15 protein-coding genes and 4 pseudogenes are annotated in these 20484 nt (G+C 69.6%); 12 read left to right on the forward strand and 7 right to left on the reverse strand.

Annotated elements, in window-relative coordinates; all coding sequences use genetic code 11:
• Nucleotides 1–2: 2 nt before the first annotated feature.
• Nucleotides 3–581, reverse strand: coding sequence for a GNAT family N-acetyltransferase (locus tag QUE51_RS11840; protein ID WP_286276590.1), 579 nt, complete (start codon nt 579–581; stop codon nt 3–5).
• Nucleotides 582–1209: 628 nt separating this feature from the next.
• On the opposite strand from QUE51_RS11840, the gene QUE51_RS11845 reads away from it, so the two are divergent.
• Complete coding sequence (locus QUE51_RS11845) at nt 1210–1722, forward strand: hypothetical protein (protein WP_286276591.1); 513 nt, start codon at nt 1210–1212, stop codon at nt 1720–1722.
• A gap of 308 nt (nt 1723–2030) precedes the next feature.
• Entirely contained in the window at nt 2031–2738 is a 708-nt protein-coding gene (locus tag QUE51_RS11850; protein ID WP_286276592.1) for a DUF72 domain-containing protein, read from the forward strand.
• A 59-nt stretch (nt 2739–2797) separates the two neighbouring features.
• Here QUE51_RS11850 and QUE51_RS11855 read toward each other — a convergent pair whose 3' ends face one another.
• On the reverse strand, nt 2798–3601 hold the full coding sequence (locus QUE51_RS11855) for a retropepsin-like aspartic protease family protein (RefSeq protein ID WP_286276594.1): 804 nt from the start codon (nt 3599–3601) through the stop codon (nt 2798–2800).
• Between the two features lie 265 nt (nt 3602–3866).
• On the opposite strand from QUE51_RS11855, the gene QUE51_RS11860 reads away from it, so the two are divergent.
• The 4 genes and pseudogenes from QUE51_RS11860 to QUE51_RS11875 all read left to right on the forward strand — a co-directional run bounded on the left by QUE51_RS11860 (nt 3867) and on the right by QUE51_RS11875 (nt 6970).
• Complete coding sequence (locus QUE51_RS11860; protein WP_286276595.1) at nt 3867–4475, forward strand: dihydrofolate reductase family protein; 609 nt, start codon at nt 3867–3869, stop codon at nt 4473–4475.
• 150 nt (nt 4476–4625) lie between these two features.
• Nucleotides 4626–5431, forward strand: a pseudogene (locus tag QUE51_RS18415) (methyltransferase domain-containing protein).
• Nucleotides 5432–5528: 97 nt separating this feature from the next.
• Nucleotides 5529–5945: a four-helix bundle copper-binding protein gene (locus QUE51_RS11870; RefSeq protein WP_286276596.1), complete on the forward strand. Its 417-nt coding sequence runs from the start codon at nt 5529–5531 to the stop codon at nt 5943–5945.
• 54 nt (nt 5946–5999) lie between these two features.
• Nucleotides 6000–6970 (forward strand): annotated as a pseudogene (locus QUE51_RS11875) (squalene cyclase).
• Between the two features lie 21 nt (nt 6971–6991).
• Here QUE51_RS11875 and QUE51_RS11880 read toward each other — a convergent pair.
• Complete coding sequence (locus QUE51_RS11880; RefSeq protein ID WP_286276597.1) at nt 6992–7318, reverse strand: hypothetical protein; 327 nt, start codon at nt 7316–7318, stop codon at nt 6992–6994.
• 371 nt (nt 7319–7689) lie between these two features.
• Here QUE51_RS11880 and QUE51_RS11885 point away from each other — a divergent pair, with 371 nt between their 5' ends.
• On the forward strand, nt 7690–7935 hold the full coding sequence (locus tag QUE51_RS11885; RefSeq protein WP_286276598.1) for a hypothetical protein: 246 nt from the start codon (nt 7690–7692) through the stop codon (nt 7933–7935).
• A 24-nt stretch (nt 7936–7959) separates the two neighbouring features.
• Here the strand turns inward: QUE51_RS11885 and QUE51_RS11890 are convergent, their stop codons facing one another.
• From QUE51_RS11890 to QUE51_RS11905, 4 genes and pseudogenes are all read right to left on the reverse strand, one after another.
• Nucleotides 7960–8214 (reverse strand): hypothetical protein, encoded by a 255-nt coding sequence (locus tag QUE51_RS11890; protein ID WP_286276599.1) that lies wholly within the window; start codon nt 8212–8214, stop codon nt 7960–7962.
• Nucleotides 8215–8217: 3 nt separating this feature from the next.
• Nucleotides 8218–8715, reverse strand: coding sequence for a GNAT family N-acetyltransferase (locus QUE51_RS11895; RefSeq protein WP_286276600.1), 498 nt, complete (start codon nt 8713–8715; stop codon nt 8218–8220).
• A gap of 81 nt (nt 8716–8796) precedes the next feature.
• Nucleotides 8797–11396, reverse strand: a pseudogene (gene valS, locus QUE51_RS11900) (valine--tRNA ligase).
• 284 nt (nt 11397–11680) lie between these two features.
• On the reverse strand, nt 11681–13039 hold the full coding sequence (locus QUE51_RS11905) for an MFS transporter (RefSeq protein ID WP_286276601.1): 1359 nt from the start codon (nt 13037–13039) through the stop codon (nt 11681–11683).
• Between the two features lie 56 nt (nt 13040–13095).
• On the opposite strand from QUE51_RS11905, the gene QUE51_RS11910 reads away from it, so the two are divergent.
• The 5 genes and pseudogenes from QUE51_RS11910 to ndk all read left to right on the forward strand — a co-directional run bounded on the left by QUE51_RS11910 (nt 13096) and on the right by ndk (nt 20123).
• Nucleotides 13096–13728, forward strand: a complete 633-nt coding sequence (locus QUE51_RS11910; RefSeq protein WP_286276602.1) for a TetR family transcriptional regulator — start codon at nt 13096–13098, stop codon at nt 13726–13728.
• 704 nt (nt 13729–14432) lie between these two features.
• Nucleotides 14433–17827, forward strand: a pseudogene (locus tag QUE51_RS11915) (isoleucine--tRNA ligase).
• Between the two features lie 3 nt (nt 17828–17830).
• Nucleotides 17831–19345, forward strand: coding sequence for a bifunctional folylpolyglutamate synthase/dihydrofolate synthase (locus QUE51_RS11920; RefSeq protein ID WP_286276603.1), 1515 nt, complete (start codon nt 17831–17833; stop codon nt 19343–19345).
• Nucleotides 19346–19347: 2 nt separating this feature from the next.
• Nucleotides 19348–19698, forward strand: coding sequence for a DUF4233 domain-containing protein (locus tag QUE51_RS11925; RefSeq protein ID WP_286276604.1), 351 nt, complete (start codon nt 19348–19350; stop codon nt 19696–19698).
• An 8-nt stretch (nt 19699–19706) separates the two neighbouring features.
• Nucleotides 19707–20123 carry a nucleoside-diphosphate kinase gene (gene ndk, locus QUE51_RS11930; RefSeq protein ID WP_286276605.1) on the forward strand — a complete coding sequence of 139 codons (417 nt, stop codon included), beginning with the start codon at nt 19707–19709 and terminating at the stop codon, nt 20121–20123.
• Nucleotides 20124–20484: the final 361 nt, after the last annotated feature.

Here is a 20484-nt window from a genome sequence, read left to right on the forward strand (position 1 = left end):
CGTCAGGCCGGGGCCACAACCTTCCGCATGACGGTCTTGTTCTTTCCGATGCGGCGCTCGAACGTGAAGCCGGCCTCCTCGAACATCCCCGGTGTGACATTGTGAAGGAACGACGACGAGACCCGCTTCCCCGGCTCGACGATGTTGGGAAAGGACACCACTTCACCACCGCCCGCCCGGGCGATGAGCTCCAGGGCACCCAACAGAGCCTCCAGCGCGACGCCCTTCCGCCGGTGGTCGCGGTCGACGAAGAAGCAGGTGATCCGCCACGGCGCGGGGTTCCGCTCGCCGGCGTCGTACTCCTTGCGGTGATAGATGTTGGGCAGCTCGACGGGGCTCCCGTACTGGCACCAGGCGATCGCCTGATCGCCTTCGAAGACGAGTGCCGCATGCGCGGCGCCTTCCTCGACGAGCCGTCGCTTGAAGGTGGCACGGTCGTAGTCGTCCTTGACGGTAGACGCGGTGCTCGAGTGGAAGTAGCTGCAGTAGCAGCCACCCCAGACCCCGTTGTGCTTCTCCGCGAGCGCGAGCCAAGCGGGATAGGTGTCCAGGGTGAGCGGCCTGATCACGTGCTTGGTCATGCGCCATTCTTGCGCCTCGACGGGGCACAGTCCCAGCCCCACTCACGGCGTGACTTCTTCAAAGGTTCGGAGCTGGACCGGTCTCGGCAGCTCGAGCGTCGAGGCGCGGCCGCCAGCGGCACCTGATGCGCGACCGCTGAGGTCGCCATCCGGATCCAGTGGTGCATTGAGGTCTAGAACTGCCGTCTGCCCGACCCGACGGGGCCAGGCCGGGACGGCACGAAGGAGCTGACTTGCGAGAAATGCTTCCGATCAGAAGGACTGCATCGCCGAGACGTCAGCGCGGCGTATTCCTGCGAACCCAGAGCAGGCTCGCCGTGAGAAGGATGATCCAAAGGACGTCGATGAAGATGGAACCCAACACGTGGGTTGGGGGAGCTTCCCTGCCTGCAGGTCCTCGCGGATTGAGGGAACGAAAAGCAGCAGGCACACGCCAAAGGCTGCGGTGCCCCCAATGCTCACGTAAGGATTCGTCGTGAACACCCACCAGGGCTTCTTAGGCGGAGCGATAGGACGCTTGTCGTGCACGAAGCCAATCGTGGCACCTGCGCGCGGCGAACGATGCCTGGCGGAGCGAGAATGACGCGTGCCTTCTCCTCGCAGCGCCATCGTCATACCCGGCCGGAACATGGGACCCTACGTCCCGCAACTGCTCTTTCCGACTTTCGCAGCCATTCGCCGCGGGGCTCAGTCCGAGCCGATCGAATGGGCCGCCCCCGAGACGATAGAAGGGCTGAGCCCGACACAGGTGGCCGAGTGGGTCGCCGCGCGCGTCGAACCCGCACTCACGTCCGCCGACCCCCGCTCGACGATTGTGATCGGGAAGTCGTTGGGCTCTTATGCTGCCTTCGCCACTGCGAGGCTCATGATGCCCGCCATCTGGGTGACTCCCTTGCTCACCGAACGGGTCGTGCTCGAGGCTCTTGAGCAGAGCGCTGCCCCGTTCCTCCTGGTAGGCGGGACAGACGATCCGCTGTGGAACGGAGAGACCGCTCGGTCCCTGACACCCCACGTTCTGGAGATTCCTGGAGGCGACCACGGCCTGTTCGTGCCCGGGCCGCTCGCTCTCTCCGCGATGAACATGGCCGAACTCGCGCGGGCGAGCGAGGGGTTCCTTGACGACGTTGTCTGGCCGCCGTAGGGAAGCGTCGATGCCAGGTGCTGGAGGCGTCCAGCAGTCAGTGACAGGAACGGTGAAGGCTCACCACCACCGGCATAGGTGACCGCCGCGTTCACGGGCGGCCTCCTGAGTACCAGCGGTGATCGGTCCCCGGTGCCGCGTCTCACTCCGGCATCCGCCCGGGGCTGCCGGTCGTCAGCGGGGGTGTGACCCCAGCCGATGGAGTGGCCGCTCGGCAGGCGTCTTGCACGGGAGACGCAACTGCACGGCAAACTGGCAACGCCGCGTAGGGCTTGGTTCGAGCTCGCTGCACCCCGGAAGGAGAGCTGGTGGGCGTTCGCGTAGGGCTCTGTGGTTGGACGGTCTCGCAGGCCTCTTATGTACGTCGTTTCCCCGTCGTCGAGGTGCAGCACACCTTCTACGAGCCGCCGTCAGATACCGTCCTGACGCGCTGGCGAAGCCAGGTGCCGGCCAGCTTCGAGTTCACGATCAAGGCGTGGCAGATCGTCACCCACGAATCCAACAGCCCCACCTACCGGCGACTGAAGCAGCCTCTGCCGGACAGTGCACGTGGACAAGTCGGAGGGTTCCGGACCTCGCCTCCGGTCCTCGCGGGATGGCAGCGGACCCTCGAGTGTGCCCGGATCCTGCAAGCCACCGCCGTCCTACTCCAGTGCCCGAAAAGCTTTCGCCCGACCGCCGACAACGTTGAACGGCTGCGGAACTTCCTGACGCAGGTGGAGCGGCCCGCCGGGCGGCTGCTGTGGGAACCCCGTGGCGACTGGCCCACGCAACTGCTCACGGAACTCTGCGCCGAGCTGGATCTCGTCCACGTCGTCGATCCCATGCTTAGCGAGACCGTGACGCCCGAACAGACCTATTACCGCCTGCACGGCACCACCGGCTCGCGGCACGTCCACACCGACGATGAGCTGCGCCGGCTGCGGGACATGGTCGACGGCCGGGAGTCGCCTTACGTCATGTTCAACAATCTGCCCCGCGTCGGCGACGCAGAGCGGTTCCTCGCGCTGCTTTGATGGAGGCAAGTGCACGACGGCACCGCGCGGAGGAAGCCGGATCCTGGAAAACGATGGTGCTACTCGGAGGGATGCGGCTTGACGTGCCAGCGATCATTCGGGAAGTCGAATAGCCAGTCTGCCCGCCGCGCCAGGGGCATGCCGATGATGACGTTAAGCGGTGACGGAAGCACCGCATTGAGGGCTCCGAGATCGAGGACGACGCCCGCGCTGGGACCGAAGAGCTGGCCGCCGATACGGCACTCGGAAACGATGCAGCGCGTCCCCGAGACCTGGTCGCCGACCGAGTCGAAGCCGGACGACTTGCTGCCGCTCGTGACCACGATTCGCGGGTGAGTTCGCGCAAACTCGCCATCGACCACCGTGAGCGAGGCCCCGCTGTCCCACAGCGCCAATACGGTCGTCGAGCCGAAGTCGACGGCGACTCCAGGTGAACCATTTCCCCGCCGCACGAGTTCGAGGTCCTCGTCGCGAGCACCGATCGGGCCGTCGAGCTCGAGCCGGTCGCTGCTGAATCGGAAGAAGCAACGATGCTCTCCGAGGACGTCCATACCCAGCAGCGGACGCCTCGGCGGGTCTGAACGGTTGGCACGAACCGAACGCGCTGTCAGTTCGCCCACCTCGAGTTGGTCGACGACGACGATGTGGTCCCCGGAGACCGTCGCGTTCGCTCCGCGGGCGGCACTCATCCCTGACACCGGGAGCTCTCTGAGGGCGCCCAGATTCGGAACGCTCGACGTTCCTGCCCCGGTATCAACGACGAACCGAAGAGGCTCACCGTTCGCGAATCCTTCGACGACGAGCACCACCGACTCGGGCTCCAGCTCGTCATCCTGCTCGTAGGAAAGGGCGACCGTGACCACGACCGCAGTGTCCCATGACCCGACTTCGATCATCACCCTCCGCGGCGGGGAACCCTGTGCTGGCCGACCGGCCTTCGCGGAGGTTCTCGTTCGCCTCTCGGCGTCGATTCGGGAGATCGTCCAGTGCTTGGTCCGGCGTAAGAGGCGGTTCCCACAACCTTGTGGGCGGGCCGAGGTGGGCACTTGCGCCGGCTGTGTGGGGAGGCGAGAGTGTGGGCTCGAGCCTTTGAACGAGGGCAAGCAGCGCAGGTCACGGAGAAGCGCCATGAGCCAAGTGATCGTCAATCAGACCATCACCGCGGACGGCTACGCCGCCGGGGTCAACCAGACCGAAGAGCGCCCTTTCGGCCAGGACGGCGGCGACGGGTGGGGCGACAAGCTCCACGCCTGGATGTTCGAGCAGGCCGAGGAGAACAAAGCCGAAGTCGAACAGATGGCCGGTGCGCGCGTGCACATCATGGGTCGGAACATGTTCGGGCCGGTGCGTGGCGAGTGGGACCGGGAATGGAAGGGGTGGTGGGGTGACGACCCGCCGTTCCACGGTCCCGTGTTCGTCCTCACCCATCACCGGCGCGACCCGCAACCGATGGAGGGCGGCACCACCTACCACTTCATCACCGACGGCGTGGAATCGGCTCTTGACCAGGCACGCGCGGCGGCGGGTGACGGCGAGATCTCGATCCAGGGTGGTCCGGACACGATCAACCAGTACCTCGCCGCAGGACTCGTCGACGAGCTGCGGCTGCACATCGTCCCGCTGACCCTAGGCGCCGGCGCTCGTCTGTTCGACGGCGTCCCTGCACTGGACCTGCAACAGGTCTCTGCGCGGGTAGCGAGCACGGTCATCCACGTGACGTACCGGGTGTTGCGATGACCGGCACTGGTGGCCGGCGCCACGACGCGAACAGAGCAGTGCCGGGCCCTGGTGTGGCCTGCCCATGACTCGCCAGGAGGAGCTGCGCCCGCGGTGCGACTCCTCGTAACGGAGCCCTAGCCCGCCACCTCCACCGCCTAGGCTCGTCGGGTGCCTGAAGAGCAGTACATCCATGGCCACCACGAGAGCGTGCTGCGGTCGCACACGTGGCGGACGGTGGAGAACTCCGCCGCCTACCTGGTTCCGCACCTTCGCCCGGGGCTCGACGTGCTCGACCTGGGCAGTGGTCCCGGCACGATCACCGTGGATCTGGCGCAGCGCGTCGCGCCGGGCACTGTGATCGGCATCGATGCCGCGGACGAGATCGTCACCGCAGCGACGCAGCTCGCGGGGAGCGGGGCCTCACCAACGTCACGTTCCGCACCGGCAACGCCTACGCGCTCGACCTGCCCGACAACGGCGTCGACATCACGCACGCCCACCAGGTGCTGCAGCACCTCGCGGATCCCGTGGCGGTGCTCGTCGAGATGGCGCGCGTCGTGCGGCCCGGCGGCATCATCGCCGCGCGCGATGTCGACTACGGCGGCGCCATCTGGTACCCGGAGCCCGCGGGGATGGACGAGTGGCTGCGCGTGTACGCCGCGGTGCACCGGGCCGGTGGGGGAGAGCCGAACGCCGGGCGCCGGCTGCGTGCCTGGGCGCACGCCGCGGGCCTTGTCGAGGTGACCTCGAGCGCATCCGTCTGGGGCTTCAGCGAGCCGGACGAGCGGAAGTGGTGGGGCGAGCTGTGGGCCGACCGGGCTCTGCACTCCGACTTCGCCAAGCAGGCGGTGGAGGGCGGCCACACCACGCAGGAGGGCCTGGAGCGGATGGCTGGGGCATGGCGCGAGTGGGCGGAGCATCCGGACGGCTGGTTCTCCTTCCCGCACGGCGAGATCCTCGCGCGGGTTCCCTGACTCTGGCGCGTCGCGTCCGCGCTTCGTAGGGTGCGATAAGGCGCCGCTGTATCCCGGTCGCTTCCGTGACCACCGGCGGCGGAGGACGGAGCGAACCATGAGCGCGGCCACGGACATGATGAAGAACATGCCGATGTCGGACACGTCGGTGATGTCGACCCTCGACATGACGGCGGTCCAGAACTGTATCGACGCGTGTACCGCCTGTATGCAGGCGTGCACTATGTGCGCGGATGCGATGGCCGGCATGGAGGGCATGAGCACTTGCGCGGCGCTCTGCGCCAACTGCGCCGACGTCTGCGACACCATGATGCGGATGATGCTCCGCCCCATGGGCATGGAGCGGGACAGCATGATGACCATGCTCGAGGCGTGCATCGCGATGTGCCGGGTGTGCCGGGACGAGTGCTCCACGCACATGGAGATGAGCGAGACGTGCGCCATGTGCGCGACCGCGTGCGACGCCTGCATGACGGCCTGCGAGGACATGCTCACGGCGCTCCGCACCTCCTGACGCCGGCAAGCGCCGAGCTTTCCGAGCGTCGTGGGCCGGCCATAGCCTGAGCCCATGGTCGTCGAACCCGCGCTGCTCGGCTGGATGCTGGACTCGGATCCCGCGCTTCGCTGGCAGGTCGAGCGCGACCTCGCGGGTGCGCCGCCCGAGGTGTGGCAGGCGACCCGTGCGCGCATCGCGACGGAGGGCTTCGGCGCCCGCCTGCTCGCGGCGCAGGATCCGGACGGGCAGTGGGCGGGGGCTCCTACTTCCCACGCGGCTTCGACTTCGCGGAGACGCAGGTCGAAGGCGCCGGGCAGCCGTGGACCGCGACCACCTGGACGCTCACCACCCTGCGCGAGTGGGGACTGGATGCGGCCACCCTCGAGGGCACGGCGGCGCTGCTCGCCGCGAACAGCCGGTGGGACTACGACGACCTGCCGTACTGGGGCGGGGAGGTCGACTGCTGCATCAACGCGATGACGCTGGCGAACGGAGCCTGGCTCGGAGCGGACGTCGGGGAGCTCGCCCGGTGGTTCCCCGAGCACCGGCTGGCCGACGGCGGCTGGAACTGCGAGTGGGTGGAGGGATCGACCAGGTCCTCGTTCCACTCGACGCTCAACACCCTCAAGGGCGTGCTCTCGTACGAGAAGGCGACCGGCGGATTCCCGGAGCTGCTCGCCGCTCGGCACGCGGGGGAGGAGTACCTGCTCGAGCGCCGGCTGCTCCACCGGCTGTCGACGGGCGAGCCGGTCGCGTCCTGGGCGCAGCACTTCGCGTATCCGTTCCGCTGGATCTACAGCGCCCTCAACGCGGTCGACTACTTCCGCAGCGCCGCTCTGCATGACGGGACGGCGCCGGACCCGCGCCTCGCCGAGGCCATCGAGGTGATCCGAGCGGCGCGGCAGGAGGACGGGACGTGGATCCAGGAGCGCCGGCACCCGGGACTCGCGTGGTTCGAGATCGACGTGCCTGTGGGGGAGCCGTCGCCGTGGCTCACCTTCTACGGCACGCGGGCGCTCGCCTGGTGGGACGACGCCCGGTAGGAGCGTGTGGACCCTCGCAGGTCAGAGCTGGGCGACATTGAAGCGGTGACGCCCGACGGCGAGCACGGAGTACGCCGGGTGCAGGGCGACCGGATCGCCCACCGTCAGCGAGAGCTGCAGGGAGCTGTGGTGCCACACCCAGCGCTCCTCGCCGGTCTCCCAGAGCTGAAGCTGAACCCAGCCGCCGGCGCCGACCTCGGTGCAGACGGCGTCCGCCCAGCCGCGCGGAGTGGCGGTCGCCAGCCGCAGACGGAGCAGGGTCATCGCGTGACCGGGCCGGTCGTCGACGCACAGCGCACCGTGCTCGCAGGTGGCGATCACGTTCTGCTGTGCCCGATCCCGGATCATCCGGTGCTCCTCCCTCTGGCGTCGTCTCAGGCTAGGCGGGCGGTCGCGCGGCGCCGAGGGGCGCTGTCACGGATCGCAACACTTCAGCTCTTGCCGCCACCCGCGCTTTCCCGCTACGTTGGCGGTTCACGTTCAGAAGAAAGGAGACCACGATGACCGAGCCCACCACGCCGTTCGCGCCGGCCGCGCCATTCGCTTGTGGCTCCTTCAAGGTGGTCCAGGCTTAAAGCCGGAACCTCGGCCCCGACTCTCCGGGGCATCGACGCACGCGACCTCCGGGTCGCCCGACGCCCCGCGCGTCCGCGCCTCGGCGCGCCGTGCCCATCACGGGCACTTCGTCACGCACGACCTGAACGAAGAAGGCAACTTCAATGAATACCGTCCTCGAGATCCGATCGGATCTCGACCACCGAATATCCATCGACACGACGGCAGGCGACCTGCGGCTGTGGGATCGGATCGCCCTGCGCATCGGGCTTGCCCTGCTGCTCTGGGGCGGCCGTCACAACGGGGCGGTCGATCCCGCCGAAGCGCATCGCCTGATGCTGGCTCGCCGTACTGCCGAGCGCGAGCGGGACGCCCTGCTCGCCCGCTCGGGGCTCTACCGGCGGCCGTGACGCCCGTCACGCATCGAAGGCCTGTCACGGCTCGAAGGTGAGCCGGCCCTCTCCGGTGAGGGGGTCCAGCGTCACCGTGAGGAAGCCTTCGGGCGTCTCCACATCGAGCTCGGCCACCGGTCGGCCCTCGAGCCACGTCAGAGTCCAGGACGCCGCGTCCGGGGCGGAGCCTCCTGCGAGGAGCTCCGCCTCGGCCCGGCGCACCGCTTCCGCCGCCGCGGCGGGCAGGCGTGGTGGCGGCGCCTCGCCGAAGCGCCAGCGCGTGCCCAGCCCGATCACTCCTCAGCCCAGCTTGAACTCGTAGGTCACCCAGTCCGTCTTCTCGGCGACCGAGTCGTAGAGGCGGCGGGCGGTCTCGTTGTCCTCGGCGGTGATCCAGCGGATCACGCCGAAGCCGCGGTCGCGCGCCTCGTCCTTCAGGTGGTTGATGACGGCCGTCGCGACACCCTTGCCGCGGTGCTGGGGAGCGACGAACAGGTCCTCCAGCAGGAGCCCGCGGTCGTTCTCGAGCAGCCGCTCGAACTCCTGCACGTGTGCCAGCCCGAGGACGGCGCCGCTCGCGTCCACGGCGACGAGTCCGCGCACCGCCGACTTGTCGCCGTGCAGCCACGCCCACGCGCGCATCGCCCGCTCGTCGACCAGCGGCGTGTTGTAGAACTCCGCGTAGCCGGCGAACAGCTCGTACCAGGCGAAGAAGTCGCCCTGCTCCAGCGGCCGCACGGTGAGCTCCAGCGTGTTGCTCTTCGCGGTGCCGCCGGTGTTCTCGTCCTCGGTGCCCATGCTTGTCCCCTCAGTTCCCCATAGTGCTGTGTTGCGGATCGCCACCCGTGAGCGGTGATCCTGTATCTCTTGCCGGTCGTCTCAGAGCTCGTCGTTCGGCGCGAGCACGATCGAGGTCACCCGGACCTCCGGACCGTGCTCGAACGACAGATCGTCGATGCGGCCCACCGCACGAAGGTCCCCCTCGGCGAGCTGCAGCAGCTCCACCTTGCCGTCCGGCCCGGCGATCACGGCCGATGCTACTTGCGTCTTCTGTGAGGCCTTCGCATCGGTCTTCGCCCCGCGGATCCCGGTCAGTGCCTCCCCGGTCAGGGTCAGCAGCTCGGAAGTCGCCGACTCGATGAGCTGTCCCGGCGTCGGCCAGGCGGCGACGTGGACAGATCCCCCACGGAACCAGGACCAGGCCTCCTCCGTGGCGAACGGCACGAAGGGCGCAAACAGTCGCAGCAGCGTCTCCAGGGCCTCGCGGAGCGCCGCGATGGCGGAAGCCTGGCCGTTGTCCTCGGTCTCGCCGGCTCCGTACGCGCGCTCCTTGACGAGCTCGAGGTAGTCGTCGCAGAAGGTCCAGAAGAAGGTCTCGACCGTCTCGAGGGCGCGGGCGTGGTCGTACTCGTCGAGGGCCTCGGTCGCCGTGGCGACGACCTGGTCGAGCGTCGCGAGCATGCTCCAGTCGAGCGGATGCGTGACCGCGTCGCGACCCGTGCTGCCGGCCTCGCCCTCCGGGAAGCCGAGGATGAACTTGGCCGCGTTGAGGATCTTGATCGCGAGGCGGCGGCCCTTCCGGATTTGGGTCGGGTTCTGCGGGTCGAACGCCGCATCCGTGCCCAGCCGGCTGGACGTCGCCCAGTAGCGGACGGCATCCGAGCCGTGCTGCTCGAGGACCGCCGCGGGCGTCACCACGTTGCCCTTCGACTTCGACATCTTCTTCCGGTCCGGGTCGACGATGAAGCCGGAGATGGCCGCGTGCGCCCACGGGGCGTCGCCGTTCTCGAGGAGGGCGCGAAGGGCGGTCGAGAACAGCCAGGTGCGGATGATGTCCTGCCCCTGCGGGCGGAGGTCGTACGGATAGACGGTGGACCAGAGGTCCTCGTCGCGCTCCCAGCCGCCCGCGAGCTGCGGCGTCAGCGAGGAGGTCGCCCAGGTGTCCAGAACGTCGAGCTCGCCCTGGAAGCCGCCCGGCTTGCCGCGCTGCGACTCGTCGTAGCCGACGGGAGGCTCGGAGGAGGGATCGACGGGGAGCGCCGACTCCTCGGGCACGAGCACGTCGTCGAAGCGGGGGTTGCCGTCCTCGTCGAGCGGGTACCAGACCGGGATCGGCACGCCGAAGAAGCGCTGGCGCGACACCAGCCAGTCGCCGGAGAGGCCCTCGACCCAGTTCTCGAACCGCACCCGCATGTAGGAGGGGACGAAGTCGATGGTCCGCCCGAGGTCGAGGAGGCGCCGGCGGAGCTCCTCGTCGCGGCCGCCGTTGGTGATGTACCACTGGCGGGTCGACACGATCTCGAGCGGGCGGTCGCCCTTCTCGTAGAACTTCACGGGGTGGGTGATCTGCTGCGGCTCGGCGAGCAGCTCGCCCGTGGAGCGCAGCAGCTCGACGATCGCCTGGCGCGCGGAGAAGACCGTCTTGCCGGCCATCTGCTCGTAGGCCGCACGGCCCGCCTCGCTCGTGATGGCCTCCGGCGCCTCGCTCGCGAAGCGGCCGTCGAAGCCGATGACCGAGCGGTTCGGCAGGTCGAGGTCGCGCCACCAGACGACGTCCGTGACGTCGCCGAACGTGCAGTTCATCGCGATGCCGGTGCCCTTGTCGGGCTGGGCGAGACGGTGCGCGCGCACGGGGATCTCGACGCCGAACACGGGGAGGTGACCGTCTGGCCGAAGAGGTCCTGGTAGCGCTCGTCATCCGGATGCGCGATGAGCGCGACGCAGGACGGAAGCAGCTCGGGGCGGCTCGTCTCGACCTCGATGACGCGGCCGTCCGCTGCCGTGAACGCGATGCGGTGGTACGCGCCCGGCTGCTGGCGGTCCTCGAGCTCGGCCTGGGCGACCGCGGTGCGGAAGGAGACATCCCAGAGGGTGGGGGCGTCCGCCTGGTAGGCCTCACCGCGGGCCAGGTTCCGGAGGAACGCGCGCTGGGAGGCGGCTCGGGCGTCGTCGCCGATCGTGCGGTAGGTCTGGGTCCAGTCCACCGAGAGGCCCAGGGAGCGGAAGAGCGCCTCGAACTGCTTCTCGTCCTCGACGGTCAGCGCCTCGCACAGCTCGATGAAGTTGCGGCGCGAGATCGGCACCTGGTCGGCCGCCTTGGTGCTCTTGTTGTCGCCGCCTGCGAAGGGCGGCTCGAAGCCGCCGTCGTAGGGGAGCGTCGGGTCGCAGCGGACGCCGTAGTAGTTCTGCACGCGGCGCTCGGTGGGGAGGCCGTTGTCGTCCCAACCCATCGGGTAGAAGACGCGCTTGCCGCGCATCCGCTGGTAGCGGGCGATGGCATCCGTGTGGGTGAAGGAGAAGACGTGGCCGATGTGCAACGAGCCGGACGCAGTCGGCGGGGGAGTGTCGATCGAGTAGACCGAGGCGCGATCGGCGCCGTCCCGAGCGAACCGGTAGGTGCCCTGGGCCTCCCAGGCCTCGCCCCACTTGGCTTCGAGCCCCTCGAGCGCCGGCTTGTCGGGGATGTGGGCGTCGGTCATGGTGGGGCTCCGGTTCGCTATGTGCGGCACCGCGTGAGGGTGCCTGAATGTCGCCGCTCGCGCGGGCCCATCCAGAGTACCGGAGTGCGGAGGGGACCCGGCCGGCGGGGTCGTGTTGGGCGAACGCGGTGTCGAGGGCGCGCGGCGTCGTGGGTGACTGCGTGCCTTCGCTCTCTGACCAAATCACGGAGTATCGCCGTCAGGCCGGCCCGCATCGGCATGAACCGGGCCGTAAGGGGCGAATTCTCCTTGATTTGGTCAGGGGTACGCAGTACCCCGAGGGGTCAGCGGGCGGCTGCGACCTCGGGCTCCTGCTCGGCGGCGAGGATCGCGTCCGTCCCCGCCGGGATGCGGGGCGACAGGCGCGCGGCCGCGATCGCGCCGATCAGGGTGATGACCGACATGGCGCCGAGCACGATGCCGGGGTGCCACCAGGCGAAGTCGGTGGCGCCGCCGAGCAGGTCAGTGAGGAACGGGACGAAGCCGGACACGACCGCCGCGAGGCTGTAGGCGACGGAGAGCGCGGAGTAGCGGAAGTCGTCGTCGAAGAGGTCCGACATCAGCCCGCCGAGCGCGGCCCAGCTGAGGGTGGGCAGGATGCCGCCGATGACCATCGTGCCGACGAGGATCGGGAACGTCGAGAACTGAAGGAGGTAGTAGAGGGGGAACGCGACCACCAGCGTGCCGGCGGCGCCGATCGCGACCACTCTCGCCGACCCGATCCGGTTCGCCCATGCGCCGAACAGCGGGATCGTCACGAGTTGGAGGAGTCCGCCGACGGTTGTCGCGATGAGGAGGTCCTGGTAGCTGAAGCCGAGCTGCGTCACGCCGTAGTTGACCGTGTAGGTGTTCATCAGCGAGTACGAGCCGATTCCGAGCAGGGCCGCGGCGACCGCGACGATCAGGGCGAGAGGCTGACGGGCGAGCAGCGCGCCGAGCGGGAGGCGGTCGCGCCGCCCCTCGCGGAGGACCGCCTTGAAGACGGGCGTCTCGTCGATCGACCAGCGGAGGTAGAGGGAGACGAGCAGCAGGGGCACCGCGGTGAGGAACGGGATGCGCCAGCCCCACTCGGCGAGCTGGTCGCCGGGCAGGATCGCGGTCAGGAGCAGGAACAGGGCGGCCGAGAGGATCGAGCCGACCGGGGAGCCGAGCTGCGGGAAGGCGGCGTACAGGCCGCGCCGGCGGGGCGCCGCGTGCTCGGTGGCCAGGAGGATCGCTCCGCCCCACTCGCCGCCGAGGGAGAGTCCCTGGATGAGGCGCAGGGTCACGAGGAGGATCGCGCCGAGCCAGCCGGCGACGGCATAGGTGGGCAGGACGCCGACCAGGCCAGTGGCGACGCCCATGATCGCGATGGTGACGAGGAGGGTCTTGCGACGGCCGATTCGGTCGCCGAGGTGGCCGAAGAGGACGGCGCCGATGGGGCGGACGACGAAGCCGACGGCGATGGTGAGGAACGCCGTCAGGGTGCCGCCGAAGGCGCCCAGCGGTTCGAAGAACAGGGGGCCGACGAAGAACGCGGCGAAGTAGGCGAAGACGTAGAAGTCGTAGGACTCCAGCGCGGTGCCGACGAAGGACGCCCACACAACGCGGCGGGGGACCGAGGGAACCGGCGCTGCCGCCTGGTTGGGGGCGAGTGCTGTCACGCCGTGCTCCTGCAGAATGAGTGGTACTTGTTGTACCGAGTCCAGAAAGGGTCGGCATGAACGCTAGCAGGATCCCGAGCACCCTGGGGACGGGCGGCGCGACGCCGACGGGGCGCCCACGCCGGTCCTCTCGGGAGACCCTTCAGGACGCGGCCACTGAGCTGTTCCTCGAGCAGGGGTACGAGCAGACGACCGTCGACGACATCGCCCGTCGGGCCGGAGTCGCGCGTGCGACCTTCTTCAACTACTTCCCCGCGAAGGGGGACCTGCTGTGGGCGGACCTCGACCCCGTCCTCGAATCGCTGCCGAGTGCGCTCGCGGCGCAGCCGACCGGAGAGTCACCGGCAATCGGCGTTCGCACCGCTCTCGTCTCGCTGACCGGCCAGGTGCCGGTTGCGCCCGTCCTCCTCGTCGAGCGGCTGACGATCGGAGCGGCAGCCGAGGCGGCTCACGCCGGACTGCCGCGCATGCACGGGGTCGACGTCGCTCTGCGCCGGTTCACCCTGTCCCGCACCCACGCGCGGGACGGCATCCCAGAGGCTTTCGCGGCCGGCGCGACCGGTGTCCTGCTGGCGGTGGGCCGCCGCTGGCTCGCGGCGGGATCCGATCGCGGATCGCTGGGCGCCGCGGTCGATGCGGGCCTTGCCCCGCTGACCGACGCGTTCGCCCCGCTGCTCCCGCCCGCCTGAGCGCGCCCGCGCCCCCACGTCCTTCGCTCCACCCCTTCCCTTTCCCTCAGCAGGCAGAATCGGCCTCAACAGGCAGACTAGGCCCGCTGGCGCCTGCTGAAGCCAAAAGTGCCTGCTGAGGGATAGGGCCCAGCCCCTGTCCGTTGCCGGGGCTAGCCGCTCTCCTGCTTCCGCCGCCAGACCTTCTCCCCGAGGCACCGCCTCCGCTCATGGGCGCCACCTCCTCTCCTTCAGCAGGCAGAAACCGACGTCGGCAGGCTCGATTCGCCGAATCCGGCCTGCCGAAGTCGGAAAATGCCTGCTGAGCGAGAGTGCGACGCGAGGCCGGGACGCGGGGGCGGGTCGGACGGCAGGCGTGCGGCCGAGGGGTCGGGACGCCGGTGCGTCGGACGGCAGCCGTGCGAACGAGGCGAGTGGGCCCAGACCGGCCGCAGGCGCCGACCAGGCCGCGCCCCGTCGGCGCCCCAGCGGCACCTTGACGGGAGCCGTTAGACTCCTGGCAACGACATCGATCCGGCCATCACCGGGGAGTCTCCGGAAGAACGGCCGGGCGGCACGCCGCAGGGCTCAGTAGAACCGGACGGGCCGGCCCGTCATCGCCGCGAACGAGTGGATTCCGGAGCTCAGCGCCGGGATCAAACGGGGTGGTACCGCGTCGCAAGGCGTCCTCGTGCAGGAGCAGAAGCCTCGAGCACAGGAGCCAGATGTACCCCAAGGATCGGCCGGTCGGCAGCGCCGGGACGAACAGTGCCGAGCACAGCGGCGCCGCCTTCGGCATCGCCCCGTCACCGCGCTTCCCGGACATCGAGGAGGAGGTCCTCGCCTACTGGGCGCAGGACGGCACCTTCCAGGCGTCCATCGACCAGCGCGAGGGAGCACCCGAGTGGGTGTTCTACGACGGCCCGCCGTTCGCCAACGGCCTTCCCCACTATGGCCACCTTCTGACGGGGTACGCGAAGGACGTGTTCCCGCGCTACCAGACCATGCGCGGCAAGCAGGTGCACCGCCGCTTCGGTTGGGACACCCACGGTCTCCCCGCCGAGCTCGAGGCGATGCGCCAGCTCGGGATCACTCGCAAGGAGGAGATCGAGTCGATGGGCGTCGAGGCGTTCAACGCCGCCGCCCGCGAGTCGGTGCTCCGCTACACGCGCGAATGGCAGGAGTACGTCACCCGCTCCGCCCGCTGGGTCGACTTCGACAACGACTACAAGACGCTCGACATCACGTTCATGGAGAGCGTGCTGTGGGCCTTCAAGCAGCTCTACGACAAGGGCCTCGCCTACGAGGGCTTCCGCGTGCTCCCGTACTGCTGGAACGACGAGACGCCGCTGTCGAACCACGAGCTGCGGATGGACGACGACGTCTACCAGATGCGCCAGGACCAGACGGTGACGGTCACCTTCCCGCTCGTCGGCACCAAGGCCGAGAGCATGGGGCTCACCGGGACCCGCGCGCTCGCCTGGACGACGACGCCCTGGACCCTGCCGACCAACGTCGCGCTCGCCGTGGGTCCCGACATCGAGTACGCCGTCATCCGCTCGGGCCCGAACGGCACTCCGGACTCGGAGGCGCCGGACGGACTGCCGAACGACCTGGGGGAGTACGTCCCGCTCGACCGCGAGGTGCTCGGGGCGGACTACCTGCTGGCGGCGTCCCTCGTCCGCAACTACTTCAAGGACCTCGGCTACAACACCGCGGAGGAGGCAGAGGCGGCCATCGAGCGCCGGATCCCCGGCCGCGAGCTCGAGGGCATCGACTACGACCCGCTCTGGGACTACTACGTCGACACCGAGAAGTGGGGAACGCAGAACGCGTGGAGGATCCTCGTCGCGGACTATGTGACGACGACCGAGGGCACCGGCATCGTGCACCAGGCGCCCGCCTACGGCGAGGACGACCAGCTCATCTGCACGGCCGCAGGCATCCCGACCATCGTGTCGGTTGACGACGGCGCTCGCTTCCTGCCGATGTTCGGCGAGATCGCCGGACTCCAGGTGTTCGAGGCCAACAAGCCGATCACCCGGGACCTCAAGTCGCGGGGCCGGCTCCTCCGGCAGGCGAGCTACGAGCACTCCTACCCGCACTGCTGGCGCTGCCGTCGGCCGCTCATCTACAAGGCGGTGTCCAGCTGGTTCATCCGCGTCACCGAGTTCCGGGACCGCATGGAGGAGCTCAACCAGCGCATCAACTGGGTGCCCGACAACGTCAAGGACGGCCAGTTCGGCAAGTGGCTCTCGGGCGCCCGCGACTGGTCGATCTCGCGCAACCGGTACTGGGGCAGCCCCATCCCGGTGTGGCGCAGCGACGACCCGGAGTACCCGCGCGTCGACGTCTACGGCTCGCTGGACGAGCTGGAGCGCGACTTTGCCACTATCCCCAGGGATGCAGCCGGCCGACCCGACCTGCACCGCCCCTTCATCGACGAGCTGACCCGGCCGAACCCCGACGACCCGACCGGCAAGAGCACCATGCGGCGCATCCCGGACGTGCTCGACGTGTGGTTCGACTCCGGCTCCATGCCGTTCGCGCAGGTGCACTACCCCTTCGAGAACGCCGACTGGTTCGACTCCCACGCCCCGGCAGACTTCATCGTCGAGTACATCGGGCAGACCCGCGGCTGGTTCTACACGCTGCACATCCTGTCGACGGCGCTCTTCGACCGCCCCGCCTTCTCCAACGTGGTGAGCCACGGCATCGTGCTCGGCAACGACGGCCAGAAGATGTCGAAGAGCCTCCGGAACTACCCGGATGTGAGCGAGGTCTTCGCGCGCGACGGCTCCGACGCGATGCGCTGGTTCCTCATGTCGAGCCCCGTTCTGCGCGGCGGCAACCTGGTCGTCACGGAGGAGGGCATCCGCGAGGGCGTCCGCCAGCTGCTGCTTCCGCTCTGGAGCACGTACTACTTCTTCACCCTGTACGCGAACGCCGCCGGCGGCCCGGACGGCGCCGGGTACGAGGCGCGGATCCGGACGGACTCTCCGGACGTGCTCGACCGGTACGCGCTGGCGAAGCTCCGCGACCTAATCGAGACGGTCACCGCCGAGTTCGATTCGCTCGATGCGAGCAACGCGGCGCAGAACCTCCGCGAGTTCGCCGACGTGCTCACCAACTGGTACGTCCGCCGCAGCCGCGACCGCTTCTGGGCCGGCGACCAGGACGCCTTCGACACCCTCTACACGGTGCTCGAGACGCTCTCCCGCCTCACCGCGCCCCTGCTCCCTCTCGCGACCGAGAAGATCTGGCGTGGGCTGACCGGCCGCCGCAGCGTGCACCTGACCGACTGGCCCGATGCCGCCGCGTTCCCGGCGGACGAGGACCTGGTGCTCGACATGGACCGCGTCCGCGTCGTCACCTCGTCGGCCCTCGCGCTTCGCAAGCAGGCCGGCCTCCGCGTCCGGTTGCCGCTCGGCGGACTCACGGTCGTCACCGACCGCGCCGCCCACCTCGCGCCGTTCGAGGCGCTGCTGCGGGATGAGCTCAACCTCAAGGCGGTCACGCTCACCGACCTCGCGGACACGACCGCCGACGCGTACGGCATCACGAGCCGCCTCTCGGTGAACGCCCGTGCTCTAGGTCCGCGCATCGGGCGCGAGGTGCAGCGCGTCATCCAGGCCGCGAAGAGCGGCGACTGGACCCAGGACGGCGACACGGTGACGGCCGGCGGCATTGCGCTCGAGCCGGGGAGTACGACCTCGCCCTCGAGATCGCCGGCGGCGGCGACAACGCGATCGCCCTGCTGCCGGGCGGCGGGTTCCTCCTCCTCGACACGGCCGTGACGCCGGTGCTGGAGGCGGAGGGGCACGCGCGCGACCTGATCCGGGACATCCAGCAGGCGCGCCGGAGCGCTGGGCTGGACGTCTCCGACCGCATCGAGCTGCGCTTCGAGGGCGACGAGGACCTCGCCGCGGTCCTCGAGGCGTTCGGCGACCTGGTGCGCGCGGAGACGCTGACGGTCTCCTCGACTTCGCCCTGGCCGGCCCGGGCGCGACCGACCGCGTCCAGGACTGGGCGGACGGGCACCTCACGGTGCTCGCCGCCGGCAGCTGGGGTGCGACGCAAGGCGGGCGCTTCGAGCTGCGCCGCGCAGGACGGATGGTGAGCAATGTCTGATCGGGACAACCCGACCTTCGACCCGGACGACCCGAGGTTCGACCCTCGGTACGGCGGCCAGCCGCTGGAGGGCGATCCGGACATCGACCCGGAAGACGCGCTGCTCGATTCCGCAGCGGTCCAGCTGGGACCGGACACCCCGGAGTTCGGCCCCGAGCCGACCGCGGCGGATCGGGAGCGAGCGGATCGCGTGTTCGAGGAGCTGCTCTCGCGCCTCGGCGAGGGCGACCCGCAGCCGCGGCTCGAGCCGGTTCGGCGCGCCGTCGAGCTGCTCGGCGATCCGCACCGCGCGCATCCGGTCATCCACATCACCGGCACCAACGGCAAGACCAGCACGAGCCGGATGATCGAGAGCCTCCTGCGGGCGGCCGGCCTCCGCACCGGGCTGCTCACGAGCCCGCACCTGACGCGCTTCAACGAGCGCATCCTCATCGGCGGTGAGCCCATCTCCGACGAGCGCCTCGCCGCCAACTGGGAGGACATCAAGCCGTACCTCAAGATGGTCGACGACGCCCTCACCGAGGCGGGGGAGATCCGGCTGACCTTCTTCGAGGCGCTCGTCATCCTCGGATTCGCGGCGTTCGCCGACGCCCCCGTCGACGTGGCCATCATCGAGGTCGGGATGGGCGGCGAGTGGGATGCGACCAACGTCGTCGAGAGCCAGGTCTCCGTCTTCACGCCGATCGCGCTCGACCACCAGGGCCGGCTCGGCAACACGGTCGCGGAGATCGCGCGCACCAAGTCCGGCATCATCAAGCCGCTGTCCGAGGTGGTCAGCGCGACGCAGTCGCCGGCCGCGCTCGCCGAGCTGCAGCGGGCCGCGGACCTCACCGAATCGCGGCTGGTGGTCGAGGGCAGCGGCTTCTCGGTCGAGACGTCCGTCGCCGTCGGCGGGCAGATCATCACCGTGCACGGGCGCGCCGGCGAGTACCGCGACCTCCTCCTGCCCCTCTACGGCGAGCACCAGGCGCACAACGCGGCGCTGGCGATCGCGGCCGTGGAGTCGTTCCTCGGCGGCGGAACCACGCGCCTGGAAACTGAGGTCGTGACCGAGGGGCTTGCAACCGTCACCTCGCCCGGCCGGCTGCAGCTCGTGGGCGTCGAGCCGAGCGTCCTCGTCGATGCGGCTCACAACCCGCACGGCGCCCAGTCGCTCGCTGCGGCGCTCGGCACCTACTTCTCGTTCTCGCCGATCATCGCCGTCGTCGGCGTGCTCGCCGACAAGGAGGCAGAGGGGATGCTGCGGGCGATGAACGGCGTCGTCGACGAGTTCATCATCACGACGGCGCCGTCCGATCGAGCCCGGGATGCCGACGACCTCGCCGCCATCGCCGTGCGCGTCGCGGGCGCCGACCGCGTGAGGGTGGAGCCGTCGATCGGCGCGGCCCTCGACGCCGCACGGGAGGAGGCGTCCGAGCAGCCCAACGGGGCGGTTGTCGTGTTCGGCTCGATCACCCTGGTCGGCCATGTGCTGGACATCGCCGCCGACGAGGGCTGGAAGCCCTAGCCGTGGCGCGTGAACGGCGTGCTCGCGGAGTCCAGGAGACCCTCGGCGCCATCGTCCTGGTCACCGAGATCATCGTCGTGTTCCTCGCCGCGCTCGTCATCAACGGGCTCGGCGCGCTGCCTCCTGCGCTCGCGCTCGGGGGCGGCGGCGCGCTGATCCTGCTGATGATCGTCGCCGCGGGAACCCTGCGCTGGCCGATCGGGGTCGTCCTCGGGTGGCTGGTCCAGGCGACCGTGGTCGCCGGGGGACTGCTCGTTCCCGACCTCTTCCTGGTCGGTGGCCTCTTCGTGGCCATCTGGGCGTACTGCATGATTATGGGCGGACGCATCGACCGGCGGAACGCCGCCGGATAGGAGGACGAGTGGACATCGAAGAGACCCTGGTGCTGGTGAAGCCGGACGGCGTCGCCCGCAACCTGACCGGCGAGATCCTGCGCCGGATCGAGGCGAAGGGGTACGCCCTCGTCGACATCAAGCTCGTGCAGCCAGACCGCGACCTGCTCGCCCAGCACTACGCCGAGCACGAGGGCAAGCCGTTCTACGAGCCGCTCGTGGAGTTCATGGAGTCGGGTCCGGTCGTCGCCATCCGCGTGACCGGCAACCGGGTGATCGAAGGCTTCCGGTCCCTCGCCGGCGCCACCGACCCGACCACCGCCGCCCCCGGCACCATCCGCGGGGACCTCGGCCGCGACTGGGGCCTCAAGGTGCAGCAGAACCTCGTGCACGGCAGCGACTCCCCGGAGTCCGCGGCCCGCGAGCTCGCCCTCTGGTTCGACTGACCCGATTCGCTGAAGTCGCGCATGGTGCGCCCTAGCGGGACGGGGTGGCCGGTTGACGCGCGAACCTTCGGCGGGGTCCAGGTCGGGCTTAAGACGTGGAGTGGAGAGGTCGTCACGTGCACCGCTTAGTGCGGTTGAGCGGGGGAGCGCAGGCGCCGAGCGCGGTCCTGGGCACCGAGCGCGGCCCGTGACGACGAACGCGGGGCGTCTACGGGGCGCGCTCGTCGTTACGGACCGCGCTCGCTAGAGGACGGCCGCGCTCGGTGTCTGAGGCCGCGCTCGACGCGACGTGCGCGCGCGAGTCGGCGTCCTCCGTCTGTCTTAAGCCTCGCCCTCAGGCTTCGCGGGTTCTCGTCCGCCG

This window comes from Naasia aerilata (assembly GCF_030296595.1).
In the GTDB taxonomy this organism is placed as follows: domain Bacteria; phylum Actinomycetota; class Actinomycetes; order Actinomycetales; family Microbacteriaceae; genus Naasia; species Naasia aerilata.